This window comes from Niallia sp. HCP3S3_B10 (assembly GCF_052064465.1).
GTDB lineage: Bacteria > Bacillota > Bacilli > Bacillales > Cytobacillaceae > Niallia > Niallia hominis.
Genome location: NZ_JBQHVO010000046.1, coordinates 1 through 19,238 on the forward strand (window position 1 = coordinate 1; position 19,238 = coordinate 19,238).

The window sequence follows — 19,238 nt, forward strand, 5'->3', positions numbered from 1 at the left end:
AAAATCATAATAGACTAACTGGTGGTTATTTTGATAAAAAAGTGTTCAATTCTATCTGGCGGAAACTGTTGATTTTAGTTTAGCAGTTACACACCCTTCGCGGAAAGGACAAACTTTACATTTTTCAATATCAAAAAGGCACTTGATTCTAGGATTTTTATCTTGATTCTTTCTCTCCTCATATTTTTTTGGATAGCCATATGGCCTGCCTTACACACATAAATACCTGCATCTTTATTAAATGCAAATTCTTCTTCTTTTGTTCGTTTCCCATGTGTAATATGAGGGTGTAATTTAGAAACAAGTTCCAGATTATTTCCTTTCGTATAGCGAATATTATCCTTCTCCGAGTAAGCTGTATCCCCGATAACGGTGTCTATTTTCATTCCTGTCGCTTGGCTTTCCTTAATTGGAATATAGGGGTCAGACCCTCCCCCTGGACATTTGTCCATACGGAGGGTCTGACCCCAGGAATTTTTAAGGAATTTTTAGATGATTTGGAACCCCTACTTAATTTTGTACTATAACTTTAGCTGTTAATTTCTCATAACAATATAATTTTTGTTCATCAGAAAGGTTTTCAAATAAGCTTATTACAGCATCAACTGACAACTCATTAAGTCTTTGGTTGACCAGTTGTTTCACATTTTTAAGATCCTCTTTAGTTGACTCACTCAAAAAGGTTGGTATAATTCTTGTTTGTTCTAACCAAGTAGAACAATCTGATGCGTCCCAATTATCTATTTTAGAATGAATTTTTATATTATTATTAACCCATTTCTCTTCTATTTGGTCAATTTTATAAATATAATTATCCTTTAAAGTTTCTAGTATTGGTGAAAAGTCAATATCAGATTCAAAATTTGACCACTTATCTTTTAAAATCTCAATTTCAGTATAAAGGTTTTTTCTGTTATCTTTATAATTATTTAGATTAGTAACTTCATTTAAAAAGTTTTGAATATCATTTGCAGCTTCTTCAATGCCTTCTCGATCAACATCATTAATAGATTTACTTAAAATGTTTTTGGCTTTTGAAAGGAATTCTCTACATTCTCCTACATTTGTTAGCTCAAACATCGAGTCGTAAATATCTGATATTTCCTGAGCCAAATTTTCGAGCATCTTTTCAATTAAATTAATACGTGATTCAACTTTGTCAAAAAATTCAACCATATACTTCTTGTCTGCTCTGTCATTATTAAGAAGTTCAAGAATTTCTTGACCTGAATTTTTCATATTTACCAATTCATCATAACCAGATGAATTATTTGGTTTATTATTTTTCAAAAAGTTTTCGACAGTTTCATTAATATTTTCTAATTGTCTTACAATATTTAAATTATCTAGAATATCTTGTAGCTTTGTTCTTAATTTACGACCTTCTTCTTTATATCCATATCTTGTAAATGAAGCAATTAAATGATTAACCCATTTTTCAAAACCGGATACCTGTGCATAACTGATACATTTTAAACTGCTTAGCCAGCCTTCAAATTCTTTTTCAATAATATGATAACATCTTTCTGTCATATTATTTGCTTCTTCAACATGGGCTGAGTTGTATACATACCTGGTTGAATCTTGAACTGAACCATCAATTTCACTGCAACCATCTAAAACTTCAAAGATTTTTTTAAAATCTAATTCTTTACTACCAACTGATAATTTTGACCTTAACTCGCCAAAAACACGTGTGTTTTTATCGTATAACTTTAAACCCTCTCTTAACATAAGTTCAAGGTTTATTACCTTATCTTCAAGTTCCTCTGGTATATCTTCTTCAAGTTTTAGCTGTTCAAATTCATTTGATAATTGAGGACATTTATCAATGTCGTTATTTCGTTCAACCTTGTTATATAGATTTATATAACGTCCAGCCAATTTATCTGGGTCAACTTTTGTAATTGTAGTTTCAAACAAAGAAGAGAAATCTACTTTTTTATCTTGAAAAACTTTATTTCCCCATTCTTCTAAACGAAGTCTTTGTCCCTCAATATCCACTCTAATCTCTATTTTTCTTTGTGTAAGGTAAGTAGCAATTAATAATGCCAAGGCAAAATCATTTATTCCATAAGGAGGTTTTTGGTACTTCTCAAACACTTTATCAATAGCGAGTCTATCATTCTCTTCTATCAGTTTGTCAATATCTTCATAAATTTTTCTTACTTTAAGATTCGTCGGTGAAACAAACTGGTAATCATTATTGAATATCCCCCATGAACCCATTCGTCCTTCAAAAAGTACTGTTTCGATTCTATTTTTTATTTCTGTTGTTTCTGAATGTATTAATTGAAATGCTGCACCGGATAATATAAGTCTTCCTATTCTTGATAAGTTCTTTTTAGCTTTACCTAATGATTTATTTGAGAACTCAGTAAAAGGAAATGGGATAACAGCATGATATAATTCATCAAATAAAGCATCAAAATAGAGTTTTGGTCTTTTACTTGCTTTTTCTAACCCTGTTTTTGTTAATATTATTCGTTTTGAAACTAGTTCATTAAACCTATCTTTAACAATTCCCTTGGCTTTATATTTAAAATCAGGAATAAACTTACTGTATTTAACTTTTTCTTGTTCTGTAAATAAGTTTGAAATTTGGTAGTCAGTTAGTGCTTCTGAAAATTTGTTTTCTTGATCATCTAAAGCAAAAAAGCCAATAGGCATCTTATCAAATTCAAATCTCTCTAATAATGATGAAATAGAAGATAATTTTTCACTCTCAACTAAAGAAGGTATATATAACCACACCAACTTTCCTTTAGGTTTATCCGGAGCAGTTGAGTATTCAAAATCGTTTTTTAAGTTTAAGAGAAATGATTTGTTAACATCATTTATATGAACAATTTGTTGTTCAAATTGCCACTCACGTGTACTAATTTGATTTTTTCTCCCAAATGATGTTTCCATTGTATCTAATGGAAGAATATCATTAGATATACTATCCAATACAAGGCCAATATTAATATCTAATTTTCTCCGCTTCGAAGATAACAATCGTTTAAAATCATTTATACCTGTTGCATCCGCTATGAAATCAAAAACATTTGCGGAATCGTCATAACTGAGCACACCAAATTCATGTTCAAGTTCGCTAACCACTTTATCAATTTCAGCTTCACTGAGATAAGTACTATATTTTAAAGCTTGTTTTGTTTCTTCAATAGATTTAGTTTTCAACCTGCCAATTCTAACTATTAAATTGGCAGCAAGTACTTCTTTATGTCTTTCATCAAACTTATCACCATATTTAGTGAGAATTTGATTGTATAGAATACAATATTCACTTTGTTTTCTACCCTCTTGTTCGGCAGCTAATAATTCCTTGAAAAATTCTGACCTTATAATTCTAGTCGCTGGTATAAGAGGTAAATCTCCAAACTCGTTTATGAACGTATTTCCATATTGCTCAATTTGTCTCTCTAAGAATGTTAATGAAGACCTTTGTTGGAGCCATGAAGATAAATTTGAAAGCATCCAGGAAGTCAATGGATGTAATGGAAATATACCTTCTAATACAACCTTTTTAAAATGGATATACGATCCCCAAACACTTGATGTTGTAGCCTGTGGTTGCCACTCAATAAAATCTTCATGAAATTGTTTCCATTCCTTATTTTGCTTTTCGAATTTATCTGCAACTAAATTTTTAAAGTTGCTTGAATCTTTTCTCTCAATTAAATTAGCAAAAATAGTTTCAAGGTTTGAAGAAAGGTGAATTTTCTCACTTGCTTCATATCGACCAATATATCGATTTATATTTGCAGTTCTATCTACACGAGTTAAATAAGATTTTAAGTCCGATTGAATAAAACCTACAAATACAATTTTATCCCCGCTATCTTGTATTGATTCATAAATTTGTTGTAAAGCAGAGTCTCCTGCTCTTGTAGGATAAGAAGAAGCAAATTCAATGTATCTACCAAATTCATCAAATAATACTATTACTTTATTAAATTTCCCTCGATCTCCACAAAGAGTTTCTGCAATCTTTGTTAAAACATCCCCCGCAGAAACTCCTTCATCCCATCGAATGTAAATTCCATTAATATGATAATATACGGTATTAATTACTTCAAATGCATCAGCATCTTGAATAATATTTTCAATCAAATAAGTTTTTAAGTCCTCGTATTTTTTATCATTAAATAATTCATTTGCATACTTATTATATAAATCGTCATAATTATCAAATGTATTATTAACAAAATTCTTTGCAATATCATATGATTTTGTTAAAGTCTTTAGAAAATCATCATTAACATTATGGAGTTTTAATACTTTTTGTGTAGCATTCAATACTTCGTAATTTAAGTTAAAATCTTTCATACCATTAAGGACTAACACTATATTTGGTTTTAATGAATGTGAATTTAATTCAGAAGCTACATTTTTGTCTACTTTTGTTATATTATTTAGAATAATCTTTTGAAGCTTATCTTCTCTACTAAATAAACTTGCAATAGTCACTGCTAGATGGGATTTACCAGTCCCGTAAGGAGCAATAGTCATAAAAAAATTTGAATCTGTACTATCGCCATAAAGTTTATTTGCAAGAATATTTGTAAATGATGCTGTATCAACTAATCTATGACTTTTAAATGTAATGTCATCTTCCCCAACCCCAAAATATTCAGGGCCATGAAAGACAAAGCTTTTAGATACTTCTTCTTGCTTTTCATAATTATAAAACCAATCAACCTGTACTGCACCATTAAAATATAATTCTTTTTTAAAGCGAATTATATCTTTTAATTGTAGTTGCATAAAAAAACCACTCCTTATATTAGAAGACTATATATTTTTGATAACAAAGATTTTGATGAAACTTGTCGGATGTATGTCACTGGAGTTAACTGAAGGTTTATTATTATTAACCTTTCTTCTTGAAGAATTTCTAATGATTCATCTAAGCTTGTATCATCCCATATAAAAGGGTTACCGAAACCTAATTCATTAACTAGCGTATCATAAGTAACCTCAGTTTGATTAGGTAATACAATTTCCCAGTTACTTAGTAAAAGATATCCATAAAGATATTTATAGGATCTGTCTACATGATGGGACTTAAATATGTATTTCCCTTCAACAATTTCCAATAAATTCAAATCTCCAAAACATCTATCTTCTGTATAACATGTACGAAAAGGAGTTATATTAACATCTTTTACTTTAAAAAATTTATTTAATGCTGATTTAAGAGAATTATTAGTGATTTCCATACCCTGATTTTTAACTACTTGGTTGAAAATAAATGACCACATTTTAGCCCTTGAGTTAAGGCGAGATAAGTTATAATGACACAAAACATTAGATAATTCTTCAATTAAATAAGGGTCTTCCTCACAAACTATTTTCCCAAGTGGAGTTAGTTTAATCCTATATTTAGAACCATCTTTTTCAACAGCTATTAGGCCCATTGCTTCTGCATAATTTATATGTGGAACTACTTTCCCTGATCTTTTACCAGTCGGTATTGAAGTATTTTGAGAAATTTCTTCTTTAGTAAAATAATTATTATTATTATTATGAATAGAAGCGAATTGCACTAGTTGTGCAATCGCTTCTTTTTCTGGAGCAAAAGTCTGATGAAAATTTAAAGGTAAACTCATGTTATCATATCCTTTCACTTAGAGGAGTTACATTTACTACCATAGGTGATATCCTTTCGAGATTACCACTTTGTCTTAATTCAGGTCCAGAAACAATACATTGACCTTTAGGAAGGTTTGATAAACGTTTTGCCCATTCCTTTTTCTTTTGCGTATCGGTACTTAGGAAAGAAGCTATATCATTTATTTCTGTTTCTGGAGGAGAAAAATACACCTTCTGGCTTGCATTTTGTAGCCTTTGAATTTCATCTTTATTTAATTGCCCTTGCATAAACTGGGTTGCATACCAACCTGACCAACCAAATTTTCTTCCTTCAGTCAGAATTTTTGCACTTGGAGAGTTTTCACTGTGATCGAGATTTTGAGCCTCATCTAGTATTACAGGGAAAGGTTTAGACTTATCTCCATGTGATAAGTTAAAATTCCATAAATCCCATAAAATGAATTCAGTAACTATTAATTGTACTTCGCGAGTAAAACCAGATAATTGAACAATGAAAACAATACCCTCTTTCTCCCTATGCTTTTCCCAATTATACTCTGATTCAGCATCAAAAGGATTCCTATCAATTAAAGGTTCTATTTTTGCTAAAACTGTTTTTGCATTTGTTGAACCATCAGCTTCTAACTCATCTTTCAGGTATTTGAGACTCATTTCGTCTCCATATTTTTCCAAACCTCTCATTGTTGCTCTATAAATTGCGTTTGCTTGTTGATCACCCATTCCTTTGTAAACTGCAGAAAAAACACTTTTCATTCTTTCTGCAACGTCTGTATTATCTTCCTCCTTAAACAAATCTTCATCTATTTCCTTCTGATTTTTCTTGAATGGATTTATTGGAAACTGTTTTAATTGAATATGAAATTGTTCAATTCTGTCTCCTAAACTTTTTTTAAACTCAGGTTCTAGCTTAGATTTCTTAAAGCCATCTGTATAATCAAAAATAATACTAGAAATGTTATTTTGCGCTAACTCAAGTAGCATACATTGCATAAAATACGTTTTTCCTACACCTGATTTCCCAGAAATTAATATATGTCTATTTTCTAGTTGAGGATGACCGTATTCCCAATAAATTTTACGTTTTGTCCTTTGTTCTTCACCTAAAAGAATTCTGATGTTTTCTAAACTAGTTATTGATTCATTTCTTCTTTCTACTTTTATTTCTCCATTATCTTTTACTCTATCAGTTTCATTATTTATTCCTTTTGAATCATCAGTAGAATTTTCATTCTCAACTGGGATAGCTTTTTCTTTATGTTTTCCTACTACTCCTGTGTTATATGGTTTATCTGTTTTTTTTGTTAAAGTATGGTCTTTTCTAAACTCTTTTTTTACTGTTATTACAGATGTATTTCCATTTAAATCATCTAAATTAATCTCTTTTAATTTATCTATATTTTCTTTCATGACAACATCGTTGCCCTCTTTATCATCAGCAACTAATGATAACTCTAGGCTTGAAGGATTCTCAAAAGAAATCTCGGTTCTTAAATTTGGAGGTAATAGTTGAGATTGTACATATAATTGTCCAAAAGATAAATGTTGACAATTAACACCAGTACCTTCAAGATTGAAATTTCTTTCCTCTATAACATTACTGTTATAATCTAACCAGTAAGTAATTAAATTGGTACTCCAGTTAATTTTGAATTTACCATCTAAGATTTTTAATAAGTGTTGATTTAAATTTAAATTTAAATTTGTATTTTCTTTTTCACTTTCAGAAATATTCATTCTTGAGAAAGCTAGCATCCGATAAAGCTGTGAAAACCAATACCTTCTGTTATATTCTTTAGAAGAAGGATTAAATTTATCCATTAAATGGACTATCCCATTACTTAACTGCTGGATTCCTTTATTAATATGAGCATCGTTGTATTTAGCCATTTTACACTCAATCAATGTTGCATCTATAATTACCATTTCTTCTTGAGAATGTTTATTAATTTCTATTTTCAGGAAATCAGGCCTGTTAGGTTCTCCATAAAACCAATGTTTGTAAGTATCTAACGAAATATAATTTTTAATTATTTCATTTTCGTTACTTATACTCATATCTAAACTTTCATATGACAATAAGCTTGATAAAAAGCTATGGATTTCATAATCATAAGGATTTAGAGCTTTCAATATTTTTAATCCGTCAAGTACATTTGATTTCTCAATACAATACTTTGCAGATAAATTGCACTGTTCATATGTCCAAGATGGAAAAAGTGCTTTAAGTCTTCGTGTTAATTTTTCCTTCAAATCCAATCTTACTTCCGGTCTAGATGAAATGGTCATATTTAACTCACCGAAGGTACCTTCACCTGTTGAGAAGCTAATTACATTTTTTTCATTTATAAAAGCTTTATCTAACCCAGAATCTAGTGTAACAAGCCATCTAGACTTTAAGTGAAGCAATTCAATTATTTCATTTATTTTTTCCGGAAGTACTAACCCTTTCTCGATTCTATAGGTATCTTTAACACTATAAGGTCTTTCTATCCAATGTAATAATTGTGTATGATAGTATGATGCTTCGAACTGCTTTTGGCTTATAGAGATGTTTTTTGTTAAATTCTTTTTTAAAACAGGAATTGGATGAAACACCATAGGAAACCTTGTTTCAGAAGGTTCTATAGATTTTTCACCTGTTCTTTCATAAATAATACCGCTAGTCTTTAGAATATTATCTAAAAATGTAATATCACTTTCAAAGAGTTGAGTCTCAATCTCGTCAATTAGAATTTCATCAAGATTAATATCATTAAAATATGTTTCGATATAAACTGGATCATGTTCAGTAAAAAAGTTATCCAGCCAGAAGTTTACATAGTTCCTTCCTTGGTTATAGCCACTTTTTGCAATTATTTGAAGCCTCAAATGTATTTTGTGATTAATACCGGCTAATTCGTTTACAAAGTTATGTAGTCCTGCAATTACTGGCTGTAGGTTTGTAAAATTTAAAAATGTAATTTTTATTGAATCGGTATGCGCTGGATATGTTTTAACGTACTCATTTATTTGTTCAGTTATTAACTTCGATAGAGCTGTATCAGAAATCATTTCTTTCGTATCAAAATCTTCATCAAAAACTAAATCCTCATCCAACATAGATTGGGTATTTAACGCGATGTCTGATGTTATTTCACCATGTAATGCAAAATATCCGAAAACCTTTTTTGGAATACGTGAATCATCTTTATCTGAAATAATAGTATCGACAGCAGAAATAATTGTTGACTGTTTTTCAACTTCCACTATTTTTTTATAAATTGTTGAAGTTGATACATTTTCATTATCAAATACTTCATTTATTACTATCCCTAATCCACGTCTTTGAAAAGATTGCTGCTCAATTATTTTCTCTAATAATGCAGGGTGATAAGGTGGTATTATAGCCCCTTCAAGCCTTAAAGAAGATAAAGCTATATCCTTATTAGATACTATATAAAATAAATTTGAAATTAAGTTTAAATGATCTTTTTCAACAGAATTTAGATCGTTAATAGATTTTGATATTTCTTTTGCAATCTTTTTATAGACATTAATAAATTTAAACGCATGGTCATTTTTAGCCGGATTAATCAAATTATATAAGCCATTTTCAAATAGTGAATTTATAAAACTTTCAAACGGCTTAACTAGGTGAATCATTTTAGAGTATATGATCCCGTTCCTTATATCTTCAGGTAAAGTAATTAGTACATTTATCAAGCTAATATTCATTCCGTTTAGTTGAAAATGAAATGATTCTTTGTCTGTACATTCAAGTAAGCCACCGAGACCTTTAATATAGAATATAGGAAGTAAAGGTGAATCTTGTCCTAGCTTAGTATTGATTTCTTTAAGGTGTATAAATGTTTGAAACCAATAGTCATTTGTATTAAATATCCACTTGTATTCATACTTTATATCTTCACCGATACGTATTTCAAAAATTATATTTGAAAGTTTTTGATTCGATGATGCAACATTTATATCTGTATCAGCAAATCTATTTATATCAAAGAACTCAACATCTTCAGAGTATTTAATGAACAATTTATCTTCTATTTCCTCATTTAGATATTCTAAAATTCCATTGGTAAACAAACACAAATTAGACCATTTTTCATATTTATCTTCATCATTGTTAAGTGTATTAGCAAAAGTAACATTCTTAACTAAAAACTCTAAACCTAGCTCTTGACCAATTGAAAATTTTTCAAGATTACTGTGTTCTTCCATTAATGTATTTATAATCATCTTAGAAAAGGCTTGAAGAGGTGCTCCGTAAATAGATGTAACTTTATCCTTTTTCGTCTTTTCTTTACTTATTTTTATATCAAGAATTTTATTAATAAAATTAAAATCCATTCTTGAAAGTTTAGGCCTAAGAATATCTACTTCTTTACCTTGAAAATAATCAAAAATCGCTTTTTTAAAGTCTTCAAATGAATCGAACTCCTTTTTTATTTGTTCCTCATTTTCTAATATCAAATCACTGTTATTTTGAACAAATTCTTCAAACTTTTTCTCTAGCTTAACAAATTTACTTTTGCTTAAACTATCTTTATATTCTGATCTATTGATAAACTTAGTTACCTTGGAAAGCAATTCAAATTTCCTGCCTTTTTTTAACTTAGTTAACTCTTTATCATCAATGGAATATATTGATGGTAAACCCCAATCAATCCATAACCTCTTAGCCAAAACATTTACTATATCTTTAGCTTCGAATATTGATTTACTTTTTAATTCTTCAACTATTTGACTTAACTTAAAAATATCCTTTGGAACTATTCTAAATAAAAGATTAAGAAAATTATTTATCATATTTACTTCATCTTTATCATCTAAGTCAATTAAATCTGAGAACCAATTAGAGTAATTGTCACCTAAACTGTTTTCAACAGCTTTTGGTGAAATAGTGAAGAAATCATTTAGTCCACCTTTATCCTCAACATTTTCAGTTCCCATTAGGAAAACAATTCCTGATAGTCCTTGAGTCCACTCATTTCTCCATTTAGTCATTGAATTTTCTTTATCGACGTAGTTATTTTCATAAAAATCGGAAATGAATTTATCATATAATGGATTTTCTTCGTATTCTTTAAACTGTTCAACTGAAAGCTTTGCAGTAAATTTAACATCTTTTCTTTCAGCCTTATTTTTGAAAATAGAACAAAGATTAAGATAAATAGATGGATGAACAAAATAATCTAATCTAAAGAGATGCCTATTTGATCCATTACTTTCTATTTTACTGTCTATTATTTTACTTATTTCGTTTATGTAAACGTTCATTAAAATCACCCCTTAAAAGGATTTTCTACAATTGATGTTGCATCTGATAAATCCCTTAAGAATCCACTGTCTTTCAAGGCTTGTTGAAATTTTTCTAAGTTTTCATCAAAAGGAGAAAAATCTAAATTTGGCTCTTCATTCCAATGTATCTTAGCCTCTTTTGGTCCAATAATTATTTTATAATGTTCATAACACTTCTCTAAAAAAGTATTTAGAAGCATTCTTTCCCCAGGTTCTATCAAGACAATTACTATTAACTTAATAAGGTCCTCATTAAAACTAAACCTCATATTTGCTCCCTTTGGGGGAACAATAAATTCGATATCTTTTCCTAGTTTTCTTATTAATCGATTGGTATCTTTCGATGCATCTTCATAAATATCTGGCTCAGATCTTTTTCTTTTTGCGTTTTCTATATACGTAGCAATATCAGCTGTATGAACAGCTCTAAATACATTTTCTTCTATTCTTAAATAAGATGAAGTAGCTCTTTTTCTTATTTGGCCATTTGGATTATTAGTTAGATCTATTATCCACTCCAGATTATCTTCATTTTCTAACTTTTCTGATGCCTGAAGACACATCATTCTCATTATCTGAAATATAATTAATGTTCCTAGAAGATCTATCTTTTCTAACGGATTTATAAGAGAATTTAATAAATTTCCCAGCTCCTTTACTGTATATACTGCTCGTTTCTTGTAATTGGCAGGAATCCACTCCATTGTCTTAGTAATAGGTGGACTTACTTCTGTGTGATTTGGGTAGTGATAATCTTCCCAAGAGCCTTGTAAAAAGTTAGAAATTATACTTAATTGGGGGATACCTTTAATTAATTCGCTTAAAAGTTTCTCCAGTTCTTCTTTTGATTCATTATTCTCAACTAATCCTTGTAGAACATGTAAATAATAAACTTCTCCACCTCGAGCCATAAAACTTCTTCTGTTAAATTCAAAGCCATAATCAACTTCGTCTAATTCATTTCCATATACTAAACTTTCCCGTTGTTCTTTACTCCCTATTGCTTCACTAAAAATCAGCTCTGGTGCAACAGGTAATAATGATTGCGCAAACCAGGACCGTTTCCCTATAATTGCATTAAATCCATAGAGAAGATCCTGAAGTATATCTAAAATAAAGTCTTTATCTAGACTAGTGTCTGAAATAGTAATTTTATTTTTTAAATAATCTCTATGATCATCAAGTGCATCTATATCAACATCAAACCTTTTATCAGGTTCACTTCTACTTAAAAATACAAATCTTTTTAATCCCATTCTTGGAAAGGGATAATATACAAGTTTTTCTTCTTTAAGATGAACCGGAAAGGAAAATCCTTCATCTTTTGTTTTACCCTCTGCACCTTTGTTCGAAATAAATACCAATAAGAATTCTAACAAATACTCATAGAAAGTCTGATCTCTAAATAATCTCTGTCCATAAGTTTGTATTTGGATATTTTGTTTTTTTACATTTTTATGGTTTCCCGAAGGAAAGACACTACTTTGCTCCATTATCTTCACCTCAACTATTCAACATACATTTCATTATTATCGACTTCAATAGAAATAACCTTCGGGCCAACATTTGTATGTACTAAAACCTCTGTCGTAATGATATCTGTATCATCATACCTATATGTCTCATAAATTCTAGATTTCATTGTATCAATACCGTGACTTAAAGAAGGATTTATTTTCGTAGACACAGCACCTTTCGAAATTTTATCCAAGTAATCCAATAACATAAGTGAAATAGAAAAAGTTTCATTGATTTTTGCAAATTTTATTTCTAAAGTAAAATGATTCTCATCCATATCAAAATTTGAGTATTTTGGTTCTTGACTTAATTTAATCTCTCTTTTTTCAATTTTCCCCTGAAGCAATTGTACATTTTGAAATCCGCTTCCTAATCTAACTAGCGGAAGGTAAATAACATCACTTACATTGTAGCCATTAAATGATCCAACAAATAGAAAATAAAGTGTTTTAGTTATTTTATTACGTAATACTCGAGTTTCACGCATCCCAATTTTTTTATTTCTAAAATGTAGGAAATCACTAAAAACAGGTGAGAAAAGACTACTAAATAAGCTAGATATAGACTCTTCATCATATTTACCAAAAAGGATTTGCATTCTCCTTAAAGCCTTTCGAAGCTCATATGGATCTTTTTCCGTTAGTAAGTTTAATGAACTATATGTATAATGTCTGTTATACTTTTCCCAAATAGGTTGAGCAATTTCACGTGCTTCATCTGTTAAGAATGAAAAATCATGTTTTACGAAAAAGGAATAATCGTTTTCTAATTCTTTTGAGTCCAATTTTAATTCTTGTAACTCTCTAATTGCCTTTATTTGATTTGCATCATCGTTGTTATTTATTCCAATATAACCAAAAAATAAGTTTGAAGAGTTATATCGAAATTTGTCTTCAAAGGTATAATCAGGTAAACCATTTCCATCTATATCACTACAAGATAAATTCCCGGTAATGGAAAATGAAAGGTGGGAAAGAATTTGCCTTACTGTAAGCCTTCTATCATTTTCAAACATCCATCTATAAAAAGCACTAATGACATGATTTACATTTTCGATATTACCACTTAATGTTTTATAGTTACTATAGACAGGGCATTTGGTACTATTTTGACATTCTTGACAAGGCTCCCACAGATCTTCTTCAAGTAGATTGTTAAATATTTTTGGTGCTAAAATGACATTATCAATACGGGCCATATTAATAAGAAGTATCTCGTTTCCTGCAACTTCTGTTTCAGTTCCATCATTGTTATCCATAAGTTCTAATAATTTCATTTCTACTTTATCACTATTATAAATTCTCTTAAAAGTATTCAGTAATGGACCTGTGTTAGATACAAGAATCGACGAATTCCCCTCTCCTTTCATATTTAGAGATTTCTTTAAAAGTTTATTTTGTTCATCCTCCGATAGTTCACTCATATCTTTTACATAAAAAAGAGATTTGGATAACTCTTCAGAATATATTTCATCATGTATTTTAAGGTCTTCATTGACTTTAATTAATTCAAATTGTCTTAAAATTTGATAAACTAAACTTGTTTTTCCGTCTCCTGCATGACCAGTCAGAATAATTGAAATAGGTTTTTCTTTTAATTTTTTTGCTAAATAGCCCCCTAGATTTCTTTCAACCCTTATTTTTTCATAGAACGGATTTGTAACTTGAGCTTCTGCTAACGCGTTTTCATTCGAACTATTTGCATTATTCAATGAATTTAAATATGAAATGTATTCATTGTCCATTTAATCCACCTCAATCTGATCGTTTATCCTTACATTTATAGATATTAAATTTATTCTTCATTGGCTTTGAGTTCCTGCCTTTTTCTTTCGAAGTCTTCTTCGGCTGCATGTTTCCATTGAGCTTCTAAAATCATATCAGACCATATATCTAGCGGTAAATTTGTTTTATTATATAGTTTTAACAACAATTGTTTTAATTGAATATCATTATAAAGACCATCGTAATAGTCTAGATATATAGCTTCAAGATTTTTGCTAATTTCTTGGATTTTCATTATTTCCTCCATAAAAATTCCAGTTGATAGTTATATTTTACCATAGATAAACTTAACATTAATAGTCCATAGTCTTTCAATAAATCATTAGCCCATTTTTATAGAAAAATACGCTCCACTTATAAAAAAACTTTTATTTTAAATATTTCATTAAGCTATTTATCTGAGTAAAGAAATGCCCCCTATAATTGAGACATTAGATTAAAAGGAAATAAAAGTTTATAGTGGCTACCCAGTTCTTTTACCTAACAAGCTCTCTCATCCAATCTATAAGCCCTGCATAGTCCTCCTCTAATACAAACCGTTTCCCTATTTTTTTCATTTCACCATCTCTTTTGAATGTTTGGTTCTTTAGTTGGCGAATTTCGTCTGCGTGTTTCTCTATGACAACTGCCATTTGTACAGTATCTTGGTAAATTTTATTCATGTCCCAGCATTCGTTTGGTATTTTTTCTGCAATGATACTTGAGCCAGATTGGTTGCCAAAGTGTACATTCCATTTGTAATGAAGAACACATTTAGTAAAATATTTATCTTGAATGACTTTAAACCAAGCACCCTGGAATACACCGGATAATTGAAAATTTGGTGAATAACGGTGATGACCGTTGCAGCCGGCTAATGTTGTGACGCCTGCTAAGTTTAACATTTTTACCATCATTGAAACTTGTGGATCTAAGTCTAATGCATTTACTTTAATGCCAAATCGTCTTTGTGCAAATGCTCTCCAACGGTAATGGTAACCTTCCATCCTAACTGGAAACTCCTGACCACGAACATTCATAATTTTTTTCATCATTGAAATAGGTAGACGGTTCAACAAAACTTGAAATTTGTTACTATCAACCCAAAATGTTGGAATGTTCAAGTTGCTTAGTAACTGACACACCATTTCGATATCCTCTTTAGTATTTTCTTTGGTTAGTACGATATTGTCGTTTTTCATTACAATAAACAATCCTCTCATTTGTAATGCCTCTGCTACACGCTCTGTTCCATTCATTAATTCTAATTTCATTAAGTTCATACTTATCATCCTCCTGTTTTCTTTGTACCCTAAGTATAAATAAAGACCAGTTACTATTTCGTAACCAGTCTAACGGAGGACAACGGATTGAATGTCAGATCTCCATACGTAACCATCATTTGTTGTGACTAACACGGACTCTGCTATATCTTCACGTCCCATTGCTTGTGATACCTTTTTTCGGATACTTGCTATGTACCTCTTTACCGCTGAAGCACTTACTTTACGATCATCCCATACAGATTCTTCAATTCGCTTTTTCGGGCAAGATGTCATCGAATGATCCATTAAATAACCGAGAATTTCTGCTTCTTTTCGCTCCAAACGAATATCATCTTTTATAGCACGAAAAAATTTATTTTCCTTTGTTAAATCTAATACCACACATTTCCCATCCATCGCATCGTCTATAACAGCCGTATAATCTTCTCTTGAAACAAACTTTCTTTTTTCATTTATCTCTTTTAATAAAATAGGTTCTCTGCGATTTTCTTTGATTCGATCAGAATATAATTCAATAAACCAGTCATGATCCGTATGTACATCTAATTTCCTTGCTTCTTCGAACAATTTTAGTGATTTTGAAATATACCCAAGTCTTGCATAACCAAGTGCCAAATTACAAAGTAGTTTAATCTGTTTGCTGCTGGTTATTCCTTTTTCTAAAGCTTCATTGCCATAAAATAAAACCGCTTCCCATCTTCTTTTTTCCTTAGCTAATACGAAAGACAAATGGTAAAATGCATCTGGTTTATTCGGTGCATGAATAGTGGCTAATCGCAATGTTTCATAGGCCCTAAGTTGGTTTCCTTTTTTTATTTTTTCGTCACGTCCTACTTCTAAATAAAGTTCAGAAAGTGTTATGGAATAACGAGGTTCCCTCTTATCCATTTGAATAAACTGTTTGTACAGTTCCACACCTTCTTCTAGCCAAGCATTGCGCTCTACACCTTCATCCAATCCATCACGTTCAAGCCAGTTATCCTCCCAATCTAGTAATTCCTCAATCGTATTTATTCTCATCCTAGTCACACCCTTTTATAGAACTTAGAGAAACCCACCTAAGAAAATTTATCAAAAACATCCATTTTAAATTTAATTAGCATAATCAATTCTTTCAAAATGAGGTTCACGTAATGTTAAGTGAATATAATCAAAGTATTCTGAATTACGAAAACGCCACCATAAGCCTGTGAAAGAAGCCCTTTTATTCATTGGAATATATAATATCTGATTAGTAGGGTTAATAATGGTATGGACAGTCTCCTTTTTTAGCCTTTCTGTTGGAAAATCTATAGCTAATTTAATTCCTTTTTTGAAGAAATATCATTTCAACTAACTTTCGTTACAGGCACATCTATGCCCCTTCAGATTATCGTTCAGGCAGTATAGCTTTTATCCTTGTTCACACTGTTTTATCTCGCCATTCAGTCGTGATTTGGTCAGCTGATCAACTTATGGCTTTACTGGCATGCTATTTTCTCCTTTGACTTTTGTCTCTGGATAAACCAGTTGATAACAGAAGTTTTGGTATTATTCTGCTGCATTGCAAAGTCCAGATTCATCAATAATCCCTTATGGGCGCACTGTACGTGATATCCGTTACCTATGACTGATTGGGTTTACTTACTTTAAATTGTCGGTCTAATATATTTTCACTGACTGGATGCTTATGTCTAGAGTTTGTAGTAGCCTTGTATTTTTTGATGGTATAAGACTTCCAATTATTCTTTGTCATGATACGAGAAACGGTTCGTTCACTTACCTTCATGCCACGTTTATTCAAGGTTTTGGCAATTTTAACACTACCATATCGTTGCTTAAATTCTAGTTGGGGATAACTTTTCCTGCTTTTTTCGTTGATCACTTTTTGGCCGGTTTAGCCACTTAAAGTAGCCGCTTTTCGAGACTCCCAGAATCATGCACATCTTCTCCACTCGGTATAGGGAGCGATTTTCATAGATGAATTCAAACTTTACCGAGGGCTTTTCGCGAAGTAGTGCATCGCCTTTTTTAAGATTTCATTTTCCTCTTTTAGATCACGTAACTGTTTTTGTAAAGCTCTCATTTCCGCATCAGGATTAGAAAATATTTGTGCTGCTTTTACTTCTAGCTGCTGACCAAACTTCTTGATCCAACCATGCAAAGTATTCGTATTTACGCCTGTTTCTCTTGCCACTTGTGCTACTGATTTATTGTTTTCTACGATATACTTTACCGTTTCTTTTTTAATGTTTCATCATAACATTTTCCATTTCCTCTAGCCATTTAGACACACCTCATTATAGTTTGTATTTCTATTATAACAATCTGTGTCTATTTTTTAGTCTAGCATCACAATATTTTTTGCATCAAATCCTAAGGTGAAATTTCTATATCATGTTTAATCAGTATATATACTATCTTTATTGTTTTTATCGACATATTAAGTTAATTTTTTACAAGATTAACAATCCTTCCATGTTATTACTAATGAAATACCTATAGATTTTTCTATATAAATCCCTTTTATTTTTTCAACATAAGCACAAAAATGGTCAACCTCTTTTCCTTGCGCTGATTATTACTGCTTAATAGGGGATTGTTCACGAAGACCGATCCTTTATGTCGATTTTATAAGTTGGATATATATATAAACAATATACAAAAACATTAAATTACTTTATCTCACTGCCCTTTATGCTCGGTAATGGCTTTAATTTAATTTTCTACCACTTTATTTCAATTTATTAATCTCTTTTTTTGTTAAATCATTCTACAAATAAAAACAATTTTTTTCAAATTCTACTAATATAAATGTTATAATTAATTGTATACTAAAAAACAAATTAAGAATTGTTTAACAGCCATTCAGTGAGGTGCAAGAAAGTTGAATATGAATAACGTTAAAACACAAAAAACATCTGATCGCTCTGCCTTAGGTGTTTTAAAAGCTGGTACTAATTCAGCAGAAACTAGTCGGAAAGCAATTCACGTGGCTATGTTTAGCGGCGGTGCATCTTCTGCATACGTTGCCTATCATATTGTTCAAAAGTACGGTAAAGAAAACTGTGTGTTATTTTTTACTGATACACTTTGGGAAGATGTTGATAACTATCGCTTTATGGAAGAAGTTGCAGAATATATTGGTATGGAGATTACCACACGTATTGATGGCCGGACACCTGAAGAAGTTTTTCATGATGTTCGTTTTTTGGGGAATTCTCGTATGGCAAAATGTTCAGAAGAACTGAAGGTAAGACAAACATTGATTTATCTTGAGGAACTTCGTGATGAGCATAATTTCGAGCCTATCCTTTATTTTGGTATTGGTCCTCATGAACAGCATCGTGCAATTAATTTACAAAACTTTTATGAACATAATCCAATTGAGCCAATTGAAACACGTTTTCCAATGATTGAAACATATAAAGAAGATTTAGATACAAAAGAAATAATACGAGACGAGTGGAAAATTGCTCTTCCTCGCATGTATGGTCTTGGTTTTTCTCATGCTAACTGCGCGGGACGCTGTGTTCGAGGTGGTCTTGGTCATTACGCTTTACTTTATAAGGTATGGCCGGACCAATACGCTGAACAAGAGGCTATGGAAGAACGATTCCGCGAAAAATTTGATAAAAATGTATCAATTTTGAAACGAGACAGTCGTGCTTTTACATTAAGAGAATACCGTGAATTAATGGAACGTGACGGTGTTGAAAAATATCTAAACGAAAAAGACGATACCATTCCTTGTGTATGCTCTTATTCGTAAAAAAAG

Annotated in this window: 12 protein-coding genes; 1 reads left to right on the forward strand and 11 read right to left on the reverse strand. The window is 30.7% G+C overall.

What is annotated here, in order from left to right:
* Positions 1–86 precede the first annotated feature (86 nt).
* The 11 genes from ACTNDN_RS17625 to ACTNDN_RS17675 form a co-directional block, all read right to left on the reverse strand.
* A complete protein-coding gene (locus ACTNDN_RS17625) occupies positions 87–452 on the reverse strand; it encodes a hypothetical protein (protein WP_396953899.1) in 366 nt (121 codons plus the stop codon).
* 58 nt (positions 453–510) lie between these two features.
* Positions 511–4,770 (reverse strand): hypothetical protein, encoded by a 4,260-nt coding sequence (locus ACTNDN_RS17630; protein WP_251629696.1) that lies wholly within the window; start codon positions 4,768–4,770, stop codon positions 511–513.
* A 14-nt stretch (positions 4,771–4,784) separates the two neighbouring features.
* A complete protein-coding gene (locus ACTNDN_RS17635) occupies positions 4,785–5,615 on the reverse strand; it encodes a DUF4007 family protein (RefSeq protein WP_285846668.1) in 831 nt (276 codons plus the stop codon).
* Positions 5,616–5,619: 4 nt separating this feature from the next.
* Entirely contained in the window at positions 5,620–10,893 is a 5,274-nt protein-coding gene (locus ACTNDN_RS17640) for an ATP-binding protein (protein ID WP_251629693.1), read from the reverse strand.
* A 5-nt stretch (positions 10,894–10,898) separates the two neighbouring features.
* On the reverse strand, positions 10,899–12,407 hold the full coding sequence (locus tag ACTNDN_RS17645; protein WP_441131639.1) for a hypothetical protein: 1,509 nt from the start codon (positions 12,405–12,407) through the stop codon (positions 10,899–10,901).
* 14 nt (positions 12,408–12,421) lie between these two features.
* Positions 12,422–14,176 (reverse strand): hypothetical protein, encoded by a 1,755-nt coding sequence (locus tag ACTNDN_RS17650; RefSeq protein ID WP_441131640.1) that lies wholly within the window; start codon positions 14,174–14,176, stop codon positions 12,422–12,424.
* Between the two features lie 50 nt (positions 14,177–14,226).
* Positions 14,227–14,451, reverse strand: coding sequence for a hypothetical protein (locus ACTNDN_RS17655; protein WP_251629687.1), 225 nt, complete (start codon positions 14,449–14,451; stop codon positions 14,227–14,229).
* A gap of 241 nt (positions 14,452–14,692) precedes the next feature.
* Positions 14,693–15,478, reverse strand: a complete 786-nt coding sequence (locus ACTNDN_RS17660; protein WP_441131641.1) for a hypothetical protein — start codon at positions 15,476–15,478, stop codon at positions 14,693–14,695.
* A 69-nt stretch (positions 15,479–15,547) separates the two neighbouring features.
* Positions 15,548–16,501, reverse strand: coding sequence for a winged helix-turn-helix domain-containing protein (locus ACTNDN_RS17665; RefSeq protein WP_441131642.1), 954 nt, complete (start codon positions 16,499–16,501; stop codon positions 15,548–15,550).
* A gap of 583 nt (positions 16,502–17,084) precedes the next feature.
* Entirely contained in the window at positions 17,085–17,345 is a 261-nt protein-coding gene (locus tag ACTNDN_RS17670) for an IS3 family transposase (RefSeq protein WP_311298483.1), read from the reverse strand.
* Positions 17,346–17,453: 108 nt separating this feature from the next.
* Positions 17,454–17,657, reverse strand: coding sequence for a transposase (locus ACTNDN_RS17675; RefSeq protein ID WP_251629682.1), 204 nt, complete (start codon positions 17,655–17,657; stop codon positions 17,454–17,456).
* A 696-nt stretch (positions 17,658–18,353) separates the two neighbouring features.
* Here ACTNDN_RS17675 and ACTNDN_RS17680 point away from each other — a divergent pair.
* The gene (locus ACTNDN_RS17680) at positions 18,354–19,232 is read left to right on the forward strand and encodes a phosphoadenosine phosphosulfate reductase domain-containing protein (RefSeq protein WP_251629700.1); all 879 of its coding nucleotides are present in this window, start codon (positions 18,354–18,356) and stop codon (positions 19,230–19,232) included.
* Positions 19,233–19,238 lie beyond the last annotated feature (6 nt).